This is a genomic window from Luteibacter sp. P1_D3 (genome assembly GCF_056406135.1).
Window position 1 is genome coordinate 87,392 of record NZ_JBFUAT010000011.1, and the last position, 17,877, is coordinate 105,268.

The window sequence follows — 17,877 nt, forward strand, 5'->3', positions numbered from 1 at the left end:
CCCAGGCACCCGTTTCGACGCCGCTAGTGGGCTCCCCGTTCGTGTTTCGCGGCCGGTAGCCAGTCTGGCCACCGGCTGGTCATTCCGTGACCCGCCTCCCTCTACCCTGGCCGCAGCGTTCGGCAGGGAGGTATGCACCATGCGCAACATGCTCCTTTTCCTTGTCGGGACGATCCTCGTCCTGGTCACCTCGCCGTTGCTGGCTTCCGGCGGGAGCTATCTCGTCGATGATGCGTCGACCGCGACGCCCGGTCGCTGCCAGCTGGAAAGCTGGCTGCAGGTATTTCGTGGCGGCACGCATACCGCATGGACGGTGCCCGCCTGCGGTGTCGGGCCGGTGGAATTCGGTCTTGGCCTCGGCGGCCAGTCCCATCCGGGATACAACCTGCAGAATCCCTCGATCAAATGGCAGCTCCGCAACGGCGACGACGCCGGCATCGGCCTCGCCGTTGCGGCAGACACGACCCTGCAGAACGGCCACCGCATCGGCTCCAACGTGTACGCCGCGAGCAACTTCGGTATCGACGACGAGCGCCGCCTGATGGCGAACGTCAACCTCGGCATGACGCGGGTGGAGCAGGGCGCCTGGCATCGCCTGGCGGGTGTCGGCTTCGAGTTCGCTGTCACGAAGGAGGTCGCCCTGCTTGCGGAGCGACTGTGGGCGTCACGCCTGTCGCAGACCACGCAGGCCGGCGTGCGTTACTACTTCGGCAAGGATGACGGCAACAGCGTCGACCTGGTCGTCGGGCGTGAGCGCGAACATGCGTTGCCGGTGTCGCATTGGGCCACGCTCGGCTTGAACCTGGCTTTTTGAAAGCAGCGGTTAGACTGCGGCGATGAACGACGATACCCACCTCACCCACGGTCTGGCCGGCGACGAATTGCCGCCGGACTGGCCACCGCTGACGCTGACCGAGGTCGAGGTGCTGCTGGCGCGCTTTCCTCGCCTGGGTGGCGTAGCGGCGGTGAGCTGGCGGAGTCCGCGGCCGTTATCGGCCGCGGCCCTCGTGGTGACGTTCAACGGGGAGGTGTTCGTCAAGCGTCATCATTGGAGCGTGCGCTCCGCAGCGACACTGGCGGAAGAACACCGGTTCGCCGGGCATCTGCGGGAGCGTGGCATCCCCGTGCCGGAGGTCCTCGAAGATATCGACGGCCAGTCGGCGATCGCGATCGATGCGTGGGTCTACGAAGTGCATCGGCCGGCCGTGGGCGCGGATGTCTACCGTGACGCGTTTTCATGGTCACCGATCGGCGGTGTCGCCCACGCGCGAGCCGCGGGCGCGATGCTCGCGCGGCTGCACCTTGCGGCCCGCGACTATCGGGCACCGCAGCGTTCGACACACGTCCTGGTGGCGCGCGCAGAGGTCCTTTCAGCGGCGAATCCGCTCGACGCTATCAAAGCGTCGTTTCCGTCGCGTCCTTCGTTGGGCGTCTATTTGCGCGAGCGTGACTGGCGCACGGAGATCGGCGAGGCGATGGCCCCCTGGCATGAACGTGCCGTTGGCGGCATCGCGCGGCAGCCGCGTGCCTGGACCCACGGCGACTGGCACGTATCAAATCTGTGCTGGAGCGATGCGAGTGATGAGGCGCGTATCACCGATGTCCTCGATTTTGGCCTGTCGGCGATGACGTTCGGGCTGTTCGATCTGGCCACGGCGATCGAACGCAACGCGATCGCGTGGCTCGATATCGCAAAGGGCGATATCGGCCGTACCGACCTGGCGCTCGCGCTGATCGGAGGCTACCGCGAGATCTGCCCCCTGTCGGCCGACGACCTGAGACTGCTGGCGGACCTCCTGCCGATCGTCCATGTCGACTTCGCCCTGTCCGAGATCGAATACTTCGAGGGGGTGACGCGACGTCGCGACCACGCCGACGTGGCTTACCACACCTTCCTGCGCGGGCACGCCGCCTGGTTCGCCGGAGCGCATGGACAGGCGTTGCTGGACGCCATCCGCGACGCCGGCGCGCCAATCGTGGTTCAATAGCGGTTCTAGAAGCGGGGGTGCCTGGCGTTGCCAGGCTGAGAGAGTCCCTTGGAACCTGACCCGGTTAGTACCGGCGTAGGGAGCTTGCAGAACCACGGACGTCCCCGGACGACGTGGTTCGCCGTCGCTTCGTCCGTGAACCTGAAGACGACGATGACTTTTCCCCGCACTCCGCTTGCCCTGGCCCTGCTTTCGATGCTCGGCGTGGCGCATGCCGCCGACGATACGGCGCCCCAGAAGGCCCGCACCCTGTCGACCGTGGATGTGAACGCCACCACGACCACCGGGTACCAGGCGGCCGACTCCCAGCTCGATACGTTCGGCAGCTTCGGCAACGCGCCGCTGCACGACACGCCGGCGGCGATCACCGTCATTACCCGCGCGCAGATCGACGACCGCCAGCCGCGGACGCTCAGCGAGCTGGTGCGCGGCGATTCGGCGATCAACGACAACTACGCGCCAGCGGGCTACTACCAGGACGTCTCGATACGCGGTTTTCCGCTGGATCTGGCGACGGGCTTCCGCTTCAACGGCATGATCATGTCGGCCGAGCAGCTGCCCGGACTGGAAGGCAAGGAACGCGTCGAGGTGCTCAAGGGTCTCGGCGGCCTGGAAGCCGGTGTCGTCGAGCCCGGCGGCCTGATCAACTACGTAAGCAAGCGCCCGGCCGACGTGCACACGGTGACGATCGGGACGGACTCGCACGGTTCCAACTATGAGGCCGTCGACCTGGGTGCATGGTTTACCCCATCGTTCGGCTTGCGCGTCAATGCGGCGAACGAGAAGACGCACGCGGCGATCGAGCACACCGATGGACGGCGCAGCTTCGTATCGATCGGTGCCGACTGGAAGATCAACGAACAGGCCACCGTGCAGCTGGATACCGACTACCAGACCAGCGGCCAGCGATCGGCGTCGGGCTACCAGTTACTCGGCGGCACGCAGATCCCCGAGCACCCCAGCCGCACGCGCCTGCTCGGCTACGAGCCCTGGCAGCGTCCGGTCGGCATCCATGCGAGCAACACGACCCTGCGCTTCAACTATCGCTTCAATGACAGCTGGAATGCGCAGGTATCGGCTGGCCACAGCCATACCGTGATCGACGACAACGTCGCCTTCGCCTATGGTTGTTTCTATGCCGCATCCTGCGCTTCCGGCGCGACGCCGGGCTACTTCTTCGCGCCCAATGGCGACTACGACGTCTACGATTTCCGCAGCCCGGACGACACGCGACAGAACGACGAAGTGCGCGCGGTGCTCACCGGAAGCTTCGCGACGGGTGCGATCGATCACGAGGTGAACGTCGGCGCGAGTGCCTTCCGGCGCACCGTGGACCAGCGCGCCTATGTGTACGACTACGTCGGCACGGCCAACATCGACGATCGGACGCCGCCGTACTTCGACCCCTCGCCAAACGAGCCGGGCCCGTCGGAACGACGCCTCACCAGTTGGCAGCGCACGCTGTTCGCGATCGATCGCATCCATCTCGGCGACACCTGGCAGGTGCTCGCCGGCGCCCGCCTGGTGAAGCTCGACGAGCGTGCTTACGACGACACGGGCGCCCTCGAACGCGATACGCGGATGACGAAGACCCTTCCGCAGGCGGCCGTGCTTTGGCAGCCGACGGCGCCCCTGACCACGTACATCAGTTATGGTGAAGGTCTGTCGCTGGGACGCGAGGCGCCCTACTGGACCTCGAACGGCAGCACGACGCTGGCGCCGCTGCAGTCGCGCCAGGTCGAGGCCGGCGTGAAGTACGCGCTCAGCGATGCCCTGGACCTGCAGGCGGCGGTATATCGCATTCGCCAGGCGTATCAGTTCGCGCGCCCTGACGATACGGCGGAAGGCTTCACCTTCGTCCAACAGGGGCAGGAGGTCCACACCGGCATTGAGCTCAACCTCGCCGGGCGGGTGACCGACAACCTTCGCCTCACGGCCAGCGCCAACGTGATCCGTGCCCGCGCCGAGAACACCGGGACGCCTGACTACGAGGATCATCAGGTCGTCAACGTGCCGCGCTGGCGGACGGCCGTGTACGCCGATTACACCTTGCCGTTCGCGCCGAAGTGGGCGTTGCTCGGCGGCTGGCGTTATGCGGGCACGAATGTGGCGACGCCGAACGGTGACACGCGCGTCCCGGCGTACCATGTCTTCGATGCCGGCCTTCGCTTCATCACGGCGGTCGGCGGCCATGCGATGACATGGCGGCTCAACGTGGACAACGTGTTCAATCATTTCTACTGGCGCGATACCGGCACCTCGGGCGGTGACAGCTACCTGTTCCCCGGCATGCCGCGCCTCGCCCGCCTTTCGATGACTTATGACTTTTGAGCTGTCGCCGTTCGAAGTGTCCGCCGCGCTGGTCAGTGCGGCGGGCGTGTGGCTGACCGCGCGGCGCAGCCCCTGGTGCTGGCCGGTGGGCCTGGTGTCGGTGATCGCGTACGCGTGGATCTTTGTCGACGCCAAGCTGTATTCGGACACGATGCTGCAGGTGATCTTCGCCTTCCTGATCCTCTATGGCTGGCAGCGCTGGTCGCGTAACCTCGACGGTAGCGGTCATGTCCGCGTCGCATCGCTGGATACACGAAGCGCGACGCGGCACCTCGCGATCGGCACGGCCGCGGCGCTGGCCCTCGGCTACGCCATGCACCGGTACACCGATGCCTCGTTGCCGTGGCTCGATGCAGCGCTCACGGCCTTCAGCCTCGTCGCCCAATGGTGGCAGGCGCGGCGACACGCCGCTGCCTGGTGGCTATGGATCGCCGTCGATGTCATCTATGTGGGCGAGTACGTCTACAAGTCGCTGCCCGTCACGGCGGTGCTGTATGCGGGTTTCGTGGTGCTTGCCGCGATCGGCCTGCGTGCCTGGCGACGGGAGAGGGTCGTTATAGCTTCGGAATGCGGAGTCGGCTGACCATCAGGGCGCCGGAGGCAGCAAACATCAGCGACAGCGGATGCAGGCCCAGCGAGGCGATGCGGACGCTGCCGAACCAGAGGTTCTCGTGCAACGCGCCCGTCGCCGCGGCGGCGCAGAGTATGGCGACAAGGACGATCGAGGTCGGGATGGGCGTGCCCTCGAAGTAGGTGACCTTGCCCTCGTCGTTCGAGTGGGACTCGGCGGTGACGTTGTAGCGTGCCAGGCGCGAAACGCCGCAGCAGACGAAGATCAGCAGGATCGCCCGGTCGAGGCCGCCCTGCATGCCGCAACCGTAACCGATGACGGCCGGTGCGACACCGAACGAGATCACGTCGGCGAGTGAGTCCAGTTCGCGGCCCAGGAGCGATGCCCGCTGGCGCCATCGGGCGATGCGACCGTCGAGGACGTCGAAGATGAGCGCCAGAAGGACCAGCCCGCACGCCATGTACAGGTGCCAGACGCCGCCTTCTTGCAGGTAGGTCATGGTCGAGAACAGGGCGCCGACCCCGCTGGCCGCATTGCCCAAGGTGAACCAGTCCGCCAGGGCGAAGTCGCGGATCATGGAAAACGGTCGCGGTTTCGTGGTCATCGGCTCGCTCGGGCGGGTGGTCGCGGCAGTTTACAAGGGACGATGGTCGGGAAGACGCGAACGGTGGATCGCGCTAGCCTCGGTGGCCCCACCTTGCACGATGGCAGGCCCATGACCTCACGCGCTTCCGAACTCGCCGCGCGGCTCATCCGCAACTTCCATGACGCGTCCACCGAACGCCTCGTTCGCGAACCGCTGTACGACGCGCTCGGTGCTCGCCTCGGTACCGGCACGGCCGCGGAGAAGCTCGGCGCCTCCTTCGATATCGTCGCACCGGGCAAGATCTCCTGCCCTTACCACTTCCACTATGCGCAGGAAGAAATGTTCGTGGTGCTGGAAGGGGAGGGCACACTACGGGTGGCGGGCGAACGACTGCCGGTGCGCGCGGGCGACGTCGTTTTCATTCCACCGGGGCCCGACTATCCGCACCAGTTCATCAACACGTCGGATGCGCCACTGAAGTATCTGTCCATCAGCACGAAGGAGTCGCCGGAGTTCGTCGAATACCCGGACTCGGGAAAGCACTCGACCATCGTCAGGAAGGCGGACGGCTCGCGCTTCAGTTTCTTGCAGCGCATGGAGAACGGCCTGGATTACTGGGACGGCGAGCCCTAGAGCGCACCGGCCGGTTGCACGAGGACGTCGAGGAAGGCCTGGGCGAGGCGGCCTGCTGCTTCGCCGCTGCGGGCGCGATGGCCCACGACGATCTCCCAGCAGGGTTCCTCGCTCTCGGCGATATCGGCAAAGGCGATAGGCCGCGCATGACGGTCGTCGCGACGGATCTTCGCGATCGATTCCGGCACCAGGGCAAGGCCGAGACCCTGCGCCGCGAGCTCGAGCAGCATGCCCATGTCGTTGACCTCGAAACGCGTGCGACGATTCAGTCCCGCGTCGGCGAAGGCGCTGTCGATGAGCTGGCGCATGCCCCAGTCGGTGCGCAGATCGACGTAGCTCTCCTGTGCAAGGTCGGCCAGCGTCACGTCGTGGGCGCCGGCCAGCCGATGCTTGGGCGGGCACACGGCTACGAGACCTTCGCAGACCAGCAGCTTGGTAACGACGTCGGCCACCGGTGCCGCAGGTGGCTGGGTGAAGGCGATATCCAGATGACCATCGCGGACCTCTTCCAGCAGATTCGCCGATCCGTCGAAACGAAGCTCGATGTCGATGCCGCCAAAGGCTTCGCGGAAACGGCCGAGGGTGGTCGGCAGATCGATGAAGGGAGCGAGGCTCTGGATGGCACCGATGCGCAGCCGCCCCCGCGCGAGGCCGTGCACCTGGGTCACCGCCATGCGCGCCGAACGCGCTGCGTCGAGCACCCTGTGGGCTTCCTCGAGCAGGACCGTGCCTGCTGCGGTCAAGGCGACACTGCGCGTCGTGCGGACGAACAAAGGGCCGCCAAGCTCTTCTTCCAGGCTGCGGATGGTTTGCGAAAGGCCGGACTGGACCACGTTGAGTCGCTGGGCGGCCCGCGTGAAGTGGCGTTCTTCGGCAACGGCGATGAAGTATTCGAGCTGCTTGAGGTCCACGGCGTATTGAGTCTCTTGAATGCTTAATTCGATCAGAATTTTCCATTTTACAGATGAATGGCCGGGAGGCTAACGTGGGTCGGTTCACTCCCCACAAGGAATCCCCATGGAATACCGACTGCTTGGCCGCTCCGGCCTCAAAGTCTCCACCCTCACGATGGGCACGATGACCTTCGGCGGCCAGGGCAAGTTCGCCTCGGTCGGCAACTCCGGCGTCGACGAAGCGCGCCGGCTGATCGATATGTGCATCGATGCCGGCGTCAATCTCATCGATACGGCGAACGTCTATTCCGACGGCCGTTCGGAAGAAATCATCGGCGAAGTACTCGGTGGCAAACGTCCGAAAGACGTACTGATCGCGACCAAGGCACGCTTTCCGATGGGCGACGGCCCCAACAACGGCGGCCTGTCGCGCTACCACCTGATTCGCGAATGCGAAGCCAGCCTGAAGCGCCTGCGCACCGACGTGATCGATCTGTACCAGGTTCACCAGTGGGATGGCCTGACGCCACTGGAAGAAACCCTGGAAGCACTCGACACCCTGGTTCGCGACGGCAAGGTGCGTTACCTGGGTTGCTCCAACTATTCCGCGTGGCATCTGATGAAGGCGCTCGGCATCAGCGAGCGCGAGCATCGCCAGCGGTTCGTCAGCCAGCAGATCCACTACACACTGGAAGCGCGCGAAGCCGAATACGAGCTGCTGCCGATCTCGATCGACCAGGGCCTYGGTGTCCTCGTATGGAGCCCGCTCGCCGGTGGCCTGCTTTCGGGCAAGCACCGTCGCGATGGCAAGGCACCGGAGGGCTCGCGTCAGCTGGAGGGCTGGACCGAGCCGCCGATTCGCGACGAAGAGCGTCTTTGGCGCATCGTCGACGTGTTGGTATCGATTGCCGAAGCGCGCGGCGTGTCGGGTGCGCAGGTCGCGCTGGCTTGGTTGCTCGAGCGTCCCGCGGTGACCTCCCTGGTTATCGGTGGTCGCACCGAGGCGCAGTTCAAGGACAACCTCGCCGCCGCCGAGCTGAAGCTCACGGCCGAAGAGCGTCAGCGTCTGGACGAGGTCAGCGCGCCGCCGGTGCTATACCCGTACTGGCACCAGCTGATGACGGCGTCGGACCGTCTGGGTCCGGCGGACATGCCGTTGCTGGCGCCGCACCTGAAGGGTTGAGGAGAGGGGCGGGAGCGACGCCCGTCGCTCCCACGTCAGGCCACTCAGCTCGCCGGTGGCAACAGCGGAACGCAGTCGGCGGCCGTGCACTCGATGTGCAGCTTCTGTGGCCGGCCTTCGCACTGAGTGAAAAACAGGGCGTGCTGCCCATCGACTTCGAGCACGCGAATCATGCGGTCGCACTGCTGGATTGCTGCGACGTTCTGCGCCGAGTTGAACATGGACGTACCGATGCGCGGATCGAGACTGGCGGGACCGCCCGGCTGGAACGCGGCGGCGAGCTGCTGCTCGTGCGGCTGGGCATCGCTGCCCGCTGGCGCAGTAGACACGACCTTCTCATCCACGGCGCTCACGGACGCAACCGGCGCGCCGGGCAGACCCGCCGAGGAGGCGACGCCGCCCATGTCGGTACCGACCAGATTCAGCCGGTTCGCGTAGTGGTGAGCCGCGCCATTGGAAAAATCGACGACGATGCCGATCAGGCCGCCGAACAGGATGTTGCCCCACACCATCCCGCGCACGGACGACGGGAACGACTGCTGGGCGACCGTTGCGCCGTCCTTGCGGCAGTTCACGTCGAGCGGTGAGGACGAGCGGTGCACCCGGGCAATGCCGGGCGCCGTGACATTGACCGAACCTTTGTCGTTCGACAGGCGGCACGTGGCACCAGAGATCGTCTCACCTGAGGGTGTGTGCGGCTGGACGTCGATTTTCTGATACTTGCCTCCGGTGATGGACGCGCAGGCGGTGATGCTGGCGACACACGCGATGACCAGACCGCTCTTCGCTAACGTATGCATGGTGCTGTCCTTGATCCTGGAAGCATGCAAAGGCGGTCCGCGTGTCCCCCGACACGAACGGCTCCGGCGGGAACCAGCCCCCTGACGGTTCCGCGGGCGGAGTTTGAGATATTTCGTAGGCCTGCGCCCGCCCAGTCACGCGCCTTGCCGAATATGCGTCGCCTTTTTCAGATTTCTTCCATAGGCGACGAGGGCTGGCTCACGCCATCATGCCCCTGTCGATGCAGGTCGGCGGCTTCCCCGTAGACACCTGCGCGGCAACGGCCGGGGCGTGGGACGCGTCCCGGCCGTTCTTCACTTATGGCTTTCCCGTCGAACCCCAGTCGCCCGGCATGAACGACAGGTGCAGCACCGTGCGGGTGCCGTCTTCCAGCGGCGGATGGTAATCGAGCGTGGTGCAACCGCTGGCGATCTGCCGCTTCGACGCCAGGGCCATCGCCTTCGCCATCTGCGCGCCGTACGCCGGCGTGCCTGCCTTCGTCAGCTTCAGCGCCATGCGGTAGCCGTCGGCACTCACGCCGTCGGGAAGATCGCCCGGCAGCGATTCCCCGGGTTGAATCGCCACGATGTCCATCGTGCGGCCGCAGCTACCCGCGCTGACCACTTCAACGCCATCGAGCAGGCCGCTGATAAAGGGATCGGCATTTTCCGCGAGCGAATCGACCGCATCGACCGTGGTGGTCAGCCGGATCTTCACGAAATAGAGCTTGCGGTAGAACACATAGGTTCGCGAGGTCAGCATGTCCTGCTGTGCGTCGAACACGATCGGCAGGAAGCGCCCTTCGATCTTTTTTCCGCCACTGAGGGAAGCGGTGTACGCACCTTCATCCCCCCACCAGACGTTGCGATAGATTTCCTGGCGCTCGGCGTAGGCCACCGACTCGCGAAAATCGTCGGTCGCCTGGCGCAGCATCTTTGTGTTGTCGCCTTGACCGGCGGGGTAAATGAAGACGTCGGCGATGATCCACTCGGCGTGGTCGATGCGATAACGCAGTGACACGCCGGCGGCGATATCGCCCTCGTCGGCGTAGTTCTTCACGGCGGACAGCGTGGCGTCGGGTAGCCGTTTCGGCGCGATGATCCAGGTGTCATCCACCACGCCGCGATGACTTCCGGCGGCCGGAAGAGCGAAGGGCGGCGCTGCTGGCGCCTCCTGCGCATGCACCTCCAGGCCTGCCGTCAGGCCGATCAAGACGGGAATCACCTTCCACCGCAACATCGTCAACACAACCCCTGGAAAATCGAACGCGAACCCCGTGTGCGCACTATAGCCACCCGTTCGTCTCAACGGGAGCGTCGGGTTACATGGAGCCGACGACGGAGAAAAGCCAGGGTCGATGTTTCCAATTTTCGGGGGAAGGCGACGCCCGATTCCGGCACGCGACGATGCAATTCGCCGTCGAGCCAGCCGGCGAAGACCTCCGGATGGATGTAGGACGCACGGCACACCGCTGGCGTATTGCCGAGCACGGCGGCCACCTCTCTTACGGCCTCCGCCAGCGTCGCCTTCACGGCACGTTCGCCGCCCTCATCGGGCACTGGTCTGGCAGCCAGCACGGCGACCGCGTTGATCGTGCCGCCCCAGGTCCGGAAGTCTTTCGCGGTGAATTCGCCGCCGGTCACCTCCCGCAGGTAATCGTTGACCATGCCGGAATCGACGGGCTGGCGTTGCCCGTCGTCGTCCAGGTACTGGAAGAGACGCTGGCCGGGCAGTTCCTGGACCTTGCGTATGGCCTTGACCAGACGGCGGTCGTCGAGCGTCACGTCGCGCCACTGGCCGCTCTTTCCGCGGAAGTGAAACTCGATGCGGCCCTGGCGCGCGGCGACGTGTCGCGAGCGCAGCGTGGTCAAGCCGAACGAGTTGTTCTCCCTGGCGTAGGCATCGTTGCCTACGCGGATCATGGTTTCCTCCAGCAGGCTGACCACCAGCGCCAGCACTTTTTCCCGGGGCAGGCCAGGCTGGGCGAGATCCTTGCGCAGCCGGCGACGCAGTCGGGGCAGCGCCTCGCCAAACTCGAGGATCCGTTCGAATTTGTCGCGGTCGCGCACGCTACGCCATTTGGCGTGATACCGGTATTGCTTGCGCAGACGGGCATCGCGTCCGGTCGCCTGGAGGTGACCGCGCTCGTTGGGACAGATCCACACCTTCGTGTAGGCCGGCGGGATGGCCAACGCACGGATGCGCGTGAGCACGTCCTCGTCGGTCACCCGCTTCCCGTCGATACCCAGATAGTGAAATGCCCGCCCGCGCTTGCAGCGCGTGATGCCGTTGTCGGTGTCGCAGACGTAGATCAGCCCCGCCGCTTTCGCGTGGGCCCGTTCCACATCGGGCACTTCAAGAGCGGCGTCGGGCGGCTTTCTGGACATGGCCGGCAGTGTGTGCCGGCCCGCGATCAAGACATGGTGAACGCGGCGTCAGTCGACGCGGCAGTACACGGCCTTGAGGTAACGGTTTTCCGGAACATTGCTCGCTACCGGATGGTCCGCGCCGGCGCCATCGACGTGAAGGACCTGGATGTTGCGGCCGGCATTGAGAGCGACCCGGCGGATCATTTCCAGGAAGTCGTCTTCGCCGACCAGGCCCGTGCACGAGCAGGTGAGAAGGATGCCGCCGGGGGCGACGACATCGAGCGCCGTCCGGTTCATGGCGAAGTACTTTTTCAGCGCATTCACGACCTGGTTGCGGTCACGGGTGAGCTTGGGCGGGTCCAGCACGACGGCGTCCCAGGTCTCCCCGCGTGCGATCGCCGCGCGCAGCCATTCGAAGACGTCGCCCTGTTCGAAGGTCGCCTCGACATCGTTCAGGCGGGCGTTCTCACGGGCGACCTCGAGGATGGCGGCATCGGCATCGACGCCGGTGGCGTGGCTCGCACCAGCCTTCATCGCATGCACGGCAAAGCCGCCGGCATTGCAGCACAGATCGAGCACCCGGCGTCCGCGCGCGAGCTGGGCAAACCGCCGGCGGTTGTCGCGTTGATCGGCGAAGAAGCCGGTCTTGTGACCAAGGCCCGGTGCGGCGTGGAACGCCAGGCCATGCTCATGGACGTCGACCGCGGTGGGCGCCTCGTTGGAGCGGACGTCGAACGATTCCTGCCGCTGCACGTGCTCTTCGGCGAACCAATAGAGGGACGCACCGGGGAAGTGGCGCTGAAGTTCGGTGTGGATCGCTTCGCGGAAGCGCCACATGCCGGCGGCGAAGTATTCGACGACGAGATGGTTCGCATAGCGATCGACGACGAGGCCGGAGAGGCCGTCGCCTTCGCTGTGGACCACGCGCCAGGCGTCGCTCACCTCGTCCAGGCGAAGCAGTTCGCGACGCAGCTCGACGGCCCGGGCCAGTCGCGAGGCGATCCAGTCGTTGTCGATGGCTTCATCGGCGTCCGTGGTGAGCAGGCGCAGCGCGACGCGCGCGTGACCGTTCCAGAATCCGCGCCCGACGAAGCGGCCCTTGGCATCGAGCACGTCGACGACGCTCCCGGGTGGCAGGCGTTCTTCGGGCTTGACGATCTGGGCCGACCAGACCCACGGGTGGCCGGGGACGCGGTCGGTTTTCAGGCGGATGCTGGGCAGGGCAGGGCTATTCATCGGTGAATGATACCGGGGCTCAGCGGCCGAAGCGCAGGATCAGCCAGGAAACCAGGGCCAGCAGGTTGATGCCCAGGTGCGCCGGCGAGGGTCCACCCAGGGAGAGCAGCCAGCCATGCGTCGCGATGGACCAGTCGAAGCCGAGTCGCGGCGAGTGCTGCAAGGTGATGAACAGATTGACGAACGCGCCGCTCGACAAGGCATAGCTGAAGACCGGCGTCGCGATGAGCGGCCCCTGGAGAAACTGCGCCCAGATCGACATCTGCGTGCCGCGCCCGTCGTTGCTGGCCAGCAGGATGCCGGCGACGAGAATGAAAGCGAACAACAGCACGCCGAGTACGGCGACGATGGCATCCACGCCGCTGAAGCGGCCGCCGAGCAGTCGATCGAACTGATGGACCAGGCCGAACAGGCCACCGGCGATTTCAAAGACGGCAATGACGCGGGTAAAAAACGAATGCATGGGTTCTCCGTGGTCTATAGGTCGTCGGCGATCTCATGGAGATCGGCGATGTGCTGTTCCCACCAGCGCGCCTCGGCGGCGAAGGGAAACGCAGCGGGGAAGGCGGGATCGTGCCAGCGCTCGGCGATCCAGCCGGCGTAGTGGACCTGGCGCATGGCACGCAACACCGGAATCAGGGCCAGTTCGGTCGGATCGAAGTCGCGGAACTGGCCATAGCCTTCGAGCAGCGCGGCCATCATGGCGTCGTCGCCCGCCAGCATCCACAGGTCCTGCACGGCCGGCCCGGTGCGCGCATCGTCGAGATCGACGAAGTGCGGGCCGGCGTCGGTCCACAGCACGTTGCCGGGATGGCAGTCACCGTGCAGGCGGATGCGCTGCACCGGGCCGACAGCTTCGATCCGGTTGGCGACAGCGTCATCCACGCGGCCCGCCGCATGGCGGTAGGCGTCGAACAGGTGAGCAGGCAGCAGGGCGGAGCCCAGTGTCGCGCGTATGGGCGTTTCGATCATGGTAGGTCGGTCGAGGGCGCCCCGAGCCTGGAAACGGCTGCGCGCGCCGACCGCATGCATGCGTGCCAGCAGCCGACCCAGCCATTCGAGCTGATCAGCCGATTCCAGCGATGGCGCGCGCCCGCCGCGCCGCGGATAGAGCGCATAGCGGTAGCCAGCGTGACGCAGCATCGTCTGGCCGTCGAAGGCCAACGGCGCGACCATCGGCAATTCGGTGGCCGCCAGTTCGAGGGCGAAGGCGTGCTCCTCCATGATCGCGGCGTCCGTCCAGCGCCCCGGACGGTAGAACTTGGCGACGACGAAGCCGCCATCCTCGAGGCCGACCTGAAAGACGCGGTTCTCGTAGCTGTTGAGCGTCAGCAGGCGGCCGTCGCTCCAGGAGCCGGCTTCATCCACCGCGGCAAGGACGACGTCCGGCGACAGCGCCGCATACGGCGCACCTTCCGTCACGAGCGGAGATTTCCCGGCGCGCCACCCGGTGAGGGGATCACGGCCATCGTCAGGCGCGCGAGGCAGACCAGCTTACCGGCTTCGTCCTCGATGCGGATTTCCCAAACCTGGGTGGTCCGCCCCAGATGGATGGCCTTGGCGGTGCCGGTGACCAGCCCGCTGCGCGGACCACGGATATGGTTCGCATTGATATCCAGGCCGACGGCCACTTCCTTCTCCACATCCAGCGTGAGCAGGGCGGCCGTGCTGCCGAGCGTCTCGGCCAGGACCACGGATGCGCCACCGTGCAGCAGGCCGAACGGTTGCTGCGTGCGGTGGTCGACGGGCATCGTTCCGCGAAGCCAGTCGTCGCCGGCGTCGATGATGCGGATGTCGAGCGTCTCCATCATCGTGCCGCGGCTCCAGCCGTTGATCCGCGCGAGATCGATGGGTTGCTTCCAGATGGCCATGGGCAGGCGTCGTTTAATGGATCAGCCGTCATTGTCCTACAATGCGCGGGTGCCCACCGTAACCCTGACATCGTCCGGCAAGCGATTCGACGCCGCTGCCGACGAAACCGTGCTCGAAGCTGCCCAGCGCGCGGGAATCGCCCTCCCGTATTCGTGCCGGGGCGGCGCGTGCGGGAGCTGCAAGGCGACCCTCGTCGAGGGCGAGTGTTCGTACCCGCGCAATCCGCCGACGGCCCTCTCCGGCCCGGCGCGCATGCGTCACGCGATCCTGCTCTGTCAGGCCGTTCCCCGTGGGGATATCACGATCCAGGCGCGCGAGATCGCCTCGGTGGAAGACATCCCGCACCGCCGCGCCGAGACGGTCGTCATCGAACGTCGCATGCTGGCGCCCGACGTTGTCGGCATCTGGCTGAAGCCGCTCGGCGCCGACCGGCTCAACTGGCTGCCCGGCCAGTACCTCGACGTCATTCTCGAGGATGGCAAGCATCGACCCTTCTCGATCGCCAGCGGCCCGCGCGCCGACGGGGCGGTCGAGCTGCACGTGCGCCACGTCCCGGGTGGCGGCTTCACCTCGTGGGTGTATGAATCGCTGAAGGTCGGCGACCGGCTGACCATCGAGGTCCCGCTGGGCACCTTCGTGCCGCGCGAGGATTCCGAGCGGCCGATGCTCTTCATGGCCGGCGGTACGGGGTTCGCGCCGGTGAAGGCGATCGTCGAGCACTTCATTGCGCTCGGCACGCGGCGGCCCATGCACATCTACTGGGGCGCGCGGATCGCCGAAGACCTCTATCTGGCCGACCTCGCCCGGGGGTGGGCGGCGGACGTGCCGACGATCACCTTCACGCCGGTGCTGTCCGATCCGGAAGCGGCGCGCGCCAGCGGGCTGCGCGAAGGCCTGATCCACGAGGCCTTGCTGGAGGATTTCCCGGACCTGGCGGACTTCGATCTTTACATGAGCGGCCCGCCGGCGATGGTCGCCGCCGGGCGCCAGCTGTTCATCGATGCGAACCTGCCGGAGGACCGGCTGTACTTCGATTCGTTCGATGTGGCGCCCGACGTGCTGGATGCGATTTTGCGTGGGCGGGCGGGGATTCACGGGCTTTAGGTGATTTATTTTTTGCCTTTGGCGACGGGGAACTGGGCGGTCTGCCAGGCGTAGGTGCCGCCGTCGAGCACGAAGACCTTCTGGAAGCCGGCCTTGATCAGGCGGTTGGCTGCCTTGCCGACGCCGCGGCCGTCCTTGTCGATCAGGACGACCGGGAGGTCCTTGGCCTTGCTCAGGTCCTTCTGGGTCTCCGGGTCGAACTGGCTCATGGCCACGTTCTTGGCGCCGGGAACGTGCGCCTTTTCGAAGTCGGCACTGGCCGAGAGGTCGATGATCAGCGGCGTATCGCGGTTGATCAGCTGGGTGAGGCCGGCCGGGGTGAGGGTCTTCCATTTGCGGAAGAGGGTCATCACTTCGCCGCCCAGCAGGGCAAGCAGGATCGCTACGAACAGCGCGACCAGCGCCAGGTGGTTGCTCGCGAATTCGGGCAACTTGTGCAGTACGTCGTTCATCGTGTTCTTGCGCGTCCCAGTGGGGATAAACGGCCGATTATATAGGGTTTACTTCGGCGAGAAGTCGGGCAGGCCCGTGGTCAGCCACCACTTCTTCTTTTCCGTGTCGTAGCGCCAGCGCTGGTGGTCGACCACGGTGCGTTCGGCCTGGGTGTTGATATTGACCACGTTGATCTGGACGACCTGGACCACTTCGTTCTCACCGTCGGGACGGGGACCACCGCCCTCGTCGTAGCCAGTGATGCGGAGCTGGCCCAGACGCCCCGTCTCGATCGAGCTCAGCGGGTGGTCCTTCGCGTAATCCTTGTCGATGAAGCTCTGTGCGCCTTCCCAGTCGCCCCAGCGGATCGCCGACGCGTACGCGTTGGTGGCATTGGTGAGTGCATCGTTGCGGACATTGGTGGCACAGCCGGACAGGAGCGAGACGGCAAGAGCGAGCAGGAGCAGGGCGATACGGCGCATGGCGGGTTCCATCGTGGCGTCGGCCGGCATTATGCCCGGCGTTTGGCGACGAAACGCGCATCCAGGCTGGCCATCGGCTTTCCGTCCGCGCCGGGGACCACGCAGGTGAAGTCCCCACGAGCCCGTCCCCGGGCCTTCAGCATCCCGAAGAAGCCCTTCCAGTTGGCACCAGGTGCCAGCGTAGCCTCGGCACGCAGGTCGTTCCAGATGGGATCCAGGTAGCGCACCGTGGAGTCGGCGACGAAGACGTCGCAGTCCTCCCCACGCTGGCGCAGCACGGCTTCGACCAGGGCCCAGCAGGTCAGCGTCATGAGCGCCACGATGCTGCCGCCGAAGGCGCAGGCCTTGTCGTTGATGTTGGGCAGCAACGGTGCCGTCATGACCAGACGCATGCCATCGAAGCTGTCGATGCTCACCGCCATGGCCCGCGCGAGGGGAATGCCATCGAGGATGAAGCGCTCGAGATCGGCGAGGGAGATGTCGTTGGGAGTCATAAGCGACGAAGTCTACGAGGCAAGGCAAACCGTTCGCACCCGTATGGCTGAACCACGACCTTCGGCAGTGGTCCGAACAGGCGTCGCTTCCTATCCTGAGCGCTCAGTAGCAGGATGCTTCCGTGAGCCGTAGCCACCCTCTTCGCAACGTTACCGTCGTCATCACTCGCCCTGCGGGTACCGCGGGCCCGCTTTCCCGGCGGGTCCGCAAGCTGGGCGGGATACCGGTCAGTGTGCCCGGCCTTTCGCTTCGCGCTATCGAAGACGCTTCGGCGGTCGACGCCGCGCTACGCAGCGCGCTGGGGGGCGATCTATTGATCTTTACCAGCCCGGCTGCCGTGCGCTTCGCGGCGGACGTGCTGCCCCTGGCCACGCGGGCCACGGTGATCGCCGTGGGCCGTGGCACGGCACGCGCCTTGCGAACGGCCAATCTCACCGATGTGCGCTTCCCCGAGACCACCCAGGACAGCGAGGGCGTACTGGGCCTTCCGGAACTGGCCGGGGTGGAAGGCAAGCGTGTCGCCCTGATCGGGGCGCCGGGCGGTCGCGGACTGCTGCGCGAACAACTCGTCGCCCGTGGCGCCCTGCTTGACGAAGTACACGTCTACCACCGGGTGGCCCCGCGGATCGACCGCCGCCATATCGATCCCCTGCTGAAGTTGAGCCGCCGCTCGGCCGTGCTCCTGTCCAGCGCGGAAGCGCTCGACCACCTGCATCGGGCCCTGATCGCGCCAGCCTGGCGCCGGCTGGTCCAGGCCGTCGCCGTGGTCAGTAGCGAACGACTGCGGGATATCGCCCTGGAGACCGGTTTCGAGCGGGTCGTCGTGGCGCGCTCGGCCCTTCCGGGCGACCTGCTCGCAGCGGCCGCCGGGGTTTCGTTCACGGGCCGTTGAGCGATGTATTCCATGCGTTCGCGTATGGCC

General features: G+C 66.0%; 20 protein-coding genes and 1 riboswitch. Of the genes, 8 read left to right on the forward strand and 12 right to left on the reverse strand.

Annotated elements, in window-relative coordinates; genetic code table 11:
- Positions 1-139: 139 nt before the first annotated feature.
- The 4 genes from AC1DYM_RS09705 (at position 140) to pnuC (ending at position 4,902) form a co-directional block, all read left to right on the forward strand.
- Positions 140-814 (forward strand): hypothetical protein, encoded by a 675-nt coding sequence (locus AC1DYM_RS09705; RefSeq protein ID WP_477337753.1) that lies wholly within the window; start codon positions 140-142, stop codon positions 812-814.
- A gap of 22 nt (positions 815-836) precedes the next feature.
- The gene (locus AC1DYM_RS09710) at positions 837-1,988 is read left to right on the forward strand and encodes a phosphotransferase enzyme family protein (RefSeq protein ID WP_477337754.1); all 1,152 of its coding nucleotides are present in this window, start codon (positions 837-839) and stop codon (positions 1,986-1,988) included.
- A gap of 3 nt (positions 1,989-1,991) precedes the next feature.
- A riboswitch (TPP riboswitch) is annotated at positions 1,992-2,087 on the forward strand.
- 54 nt (positions 2,088-2,141) lie between these two features.
- Entirely contained in the window at positions 2,142-4,319 is a 2,178-nt protein-coding gene (locus AC1DYM_RS09715) for a TonB-dependent siderophore receptor (protein ID WP_477337755.1), read from the forward strand.
- The gene (gene pnuC / locus AC1DYM_RS09720; RefSeq protein ID WP_477337756.1) at positions 4,309-4,902 is read left to right on the forward strand and encodes a nicotinamide riboside transporter PnuC; all 594 of its coding nucleotides are present in this window, start codon (positions 4,309-4,311) and stop codon (positions 4,900-4,902) included. Before AC1DYM_RS09715 ends, pnuC begins: the two co-directional genes overlap by 11 nt.
- On the opposite strand, the gene pssA is transcribed toward pnuC, so the two are convergent.
- Complete coding sequence (gene pssA / locus AC1DYM_RS09725) at positions 4,874-5,494, reverse strand: CDP-diacylglycerol--serine O-phosphatidyltransferase (protein ID WP_477337757.1); 621 nt, start codon at positions 5,492-5,494, stop codon at positions 4,874-4,876. The two genes, pnuC and pssA, sit on opposite strands and share 29 nt — an antisense overlap.
- Positions 5,495-5,605: 111 nt before the next feature.
- Here pssA and AC1DYM_RS09730 point away from each other — a divergent pair, with 111 nt between their 5' ends.
- A complete protein-coding gene (locus AC1DYM_RS09730; protein ID WP_477337758.1) occupies positions 5,606-6,109 on the forward strand; it encodes a cupin domain-containing protein in 504 nt (167 codons plus the stop codon).
- Here AC1DYM_RS09730 and AC1DYM_RS09735 read toward each other — a convergent pair.
- Positions 6,106-7,020, reverse strand: a complete 915-nt coding sequence (locus AC1DYM_RS09735; RefSeq protein ID WP_477337759.1) for a LysR family transcriptional regulator — start codon at positions 7,018-7,020, stop codon at positions 6,106-6,108. The two genes, AC1DYM_RS09730 and AC1DYM_RS09735, sit on opposite strands and share 4 nt — an antisense overlap.
- A 106-nt stretch (positions 7,021-7,126) precedes the next feature.
- Between AC1DYM_RS09735 and AC1DYM_RS09740 the strand changes: the two genes are divergently transcribed.
- Positions 7,127-8,185, forward strand: coding sequence for an aldo/keto reductase (locus tag AC1DYM_RS09740; RefSeq protein WP_477337760.1), 1,059 nt, complete (start codon positions 7,127-7,129; stop codon positions 8,183-8,185).
- 44 nt (positions 8,186-8,229) lie between these two features.
- Here the strand turns inward: AC1DYM_RS09740 and AC1DYM_RS09745 are convergent, their stop codons facing one another.
- From AC1DYM_RS09745 to AC1DYM_RS09775, 7 genes are all read right to left on the reverse strand, one after another.
- On the reverse strand, positions 8,230-8,985 hold the full coding sequence (locus tag AC1DYM_RS09745) for a hypothetical protein (RefSeq protein WP_477337761.1): 756 nt from the start codon (positions 8,983-8,985) through the stop codon (positions 8,230-8,232).
- Positions 8,986-9,283: 298 nt separating this feature from the next.
- On the reverse strand, positions 9,284-10,204 hold the full coding sequence (locus tag AC1DYM_RS09750) for a hypothetical protein (protein WP_477337762.1): 921 nt from the start codon (positions 10,202-10,204) through the stop codon (positions 9,284-9,286).
- 65 nt (positions 10,205-10,269) lie between these two features.
- On the reverse strand, positions 10,270-11,352 hold the full coding sequence (locus AC1DYM_RS09755) for a DNA topoisomerase IB (protein WP_477337763.1): 1,083 nt from the start codon (positions 11,350-11,352) through the stop codon (positions 10,270-10,272).
- Between the two features lie 48 nt (positions 11,353-11,400).
- A complete protein-coding gene (locus tag AC1DYM_RS09760; RefSeq protein ID WP_477337764.1) occupies positions 11,401-12,570 on the reverse strand; it encodes a class I SAM-dependent rRNA methyltransferase in 1,170 nt (389 codons plus the stop codon).
- A 19-nt stretch (positions 12,571-12,589) separates the two neighbouring features.
- Entirely contained in the window at positions 12,590-13,033 is a 444-nt protein-coding gene (locus AC1DYM_RS09765) for a hypothetical protein (RefSeq protein ID WP_477337765.1), read from the reverse strand.
- Between the two features lie 14 nt (positions 13,034-13,047).
- Entirely contained in the window at positions 13,048-13,992 is a 945-nt protein-coding gene (locus AC1DYM_RS09770) for a serine/threonine protein kinase (protein WP_477337766.1), read from the reverse strand.
- Positions 13,989-14,441 carry a hotdog fold thioesterase gene (locus AC1DYM_RS09775; protein ID WP_477337767.1) on the reverse strand — a complete coding sequence of 151 codons (453 nt, stop codon included), beginning with the start codon at positions 14,439-14,441 and terminating at the stop codon, positions 13,989-13,991. The genes AC1DYM_RS09770 and AC1DYM_RS09775 overlap by 4 nt, the downstream gene beginning before the upstream one ends.
- A 16-nt stretch (positions 14,442-14,457) precedes the next feature.
- On the opposite strand from AC1DYM_RS09775, the gene AC1DYM_RS09780 reads away from it, so the two are divergent.
- Positions 14,458-15,546: a 2Fe-2S iron-sulfur cluster-binding protein gene (locus AC1DYM_RS09780; protein ID WP_477337768.1), complete on the forward strand. Its 1,089-nt coding sequence runs from the start codon at positions 14,458-14,460 to the stop codon at positions 15,544-15,546.
- Between the two features lie 5 nt (positions 15,547-15,551).
- On the opposite strand, the gene AC1DYM_RS09785 is transcribed toward AC1DYM_RS09780, so the two are convergent.
- Genes AC1DYM_RS09785 through AC1DYM_RS09795 form a run of 3 tightly spaced genes read right to left on the reverse strand, consistent with a single transcriptional unit; the run spans position 15,552 to position 16,954 of the window.
- The gene (locus AC1DYM_RS09785) at positions 15,552-15,998 is read right to left on the reverse strand and encodes a rhodanese-like domain-containing protein (RefSeq protein WP_477337769.1); all 447 of its coding nucleotides are present in this window, start codon (positions 15,996-15,998) and stop codon (positions 15,552-15,554) included.
- 48 nt (positions 15,999-16,046) lie between these two features.
- Positions 16,047-16,460 (reverse strand): hypothetical protein, encoded by a 414-nt coding sequence (locus tag AC1DYM_RS09790; protein WP_477337770.1) that lies wholly within the window; start codon positions 16,458-16,460, stop codon positions 16,047-16,049.
- Positions 16,461-16,489: 29 nt separating this feature from the next.
- The gene (locus AC1DYM_RS09795; RefSeq protein ID WP_046969175.1) at positions 16,490-16,954 is read right to left on the reverse strand and encodes a YiiD C-terminal domain-containing protein; all 465 of its coding nucleotides are present in this window, start codon (positions 16,952-16,954) and stop codon (positions 16,490-16,492) included.
- Between the two features lie 122 nt (positions 16,955-17,076).
- Here AC1DYM_RS09795 and AC1DYM_RS09800 point away from each other — a divergent pair, with 122 nt between their 5' ends.
- Entirely contained in the window at positions 17,077-17,847 is a 771-nt protein-coding gene (locus AC1DYM_RS09800; RefSeq protein WP_477337771.1) for a uroporphyrinogen-III synthase, read from the forward strand.
- Positions 17,848-17,877: the final 30 nt, after the last annotated feature.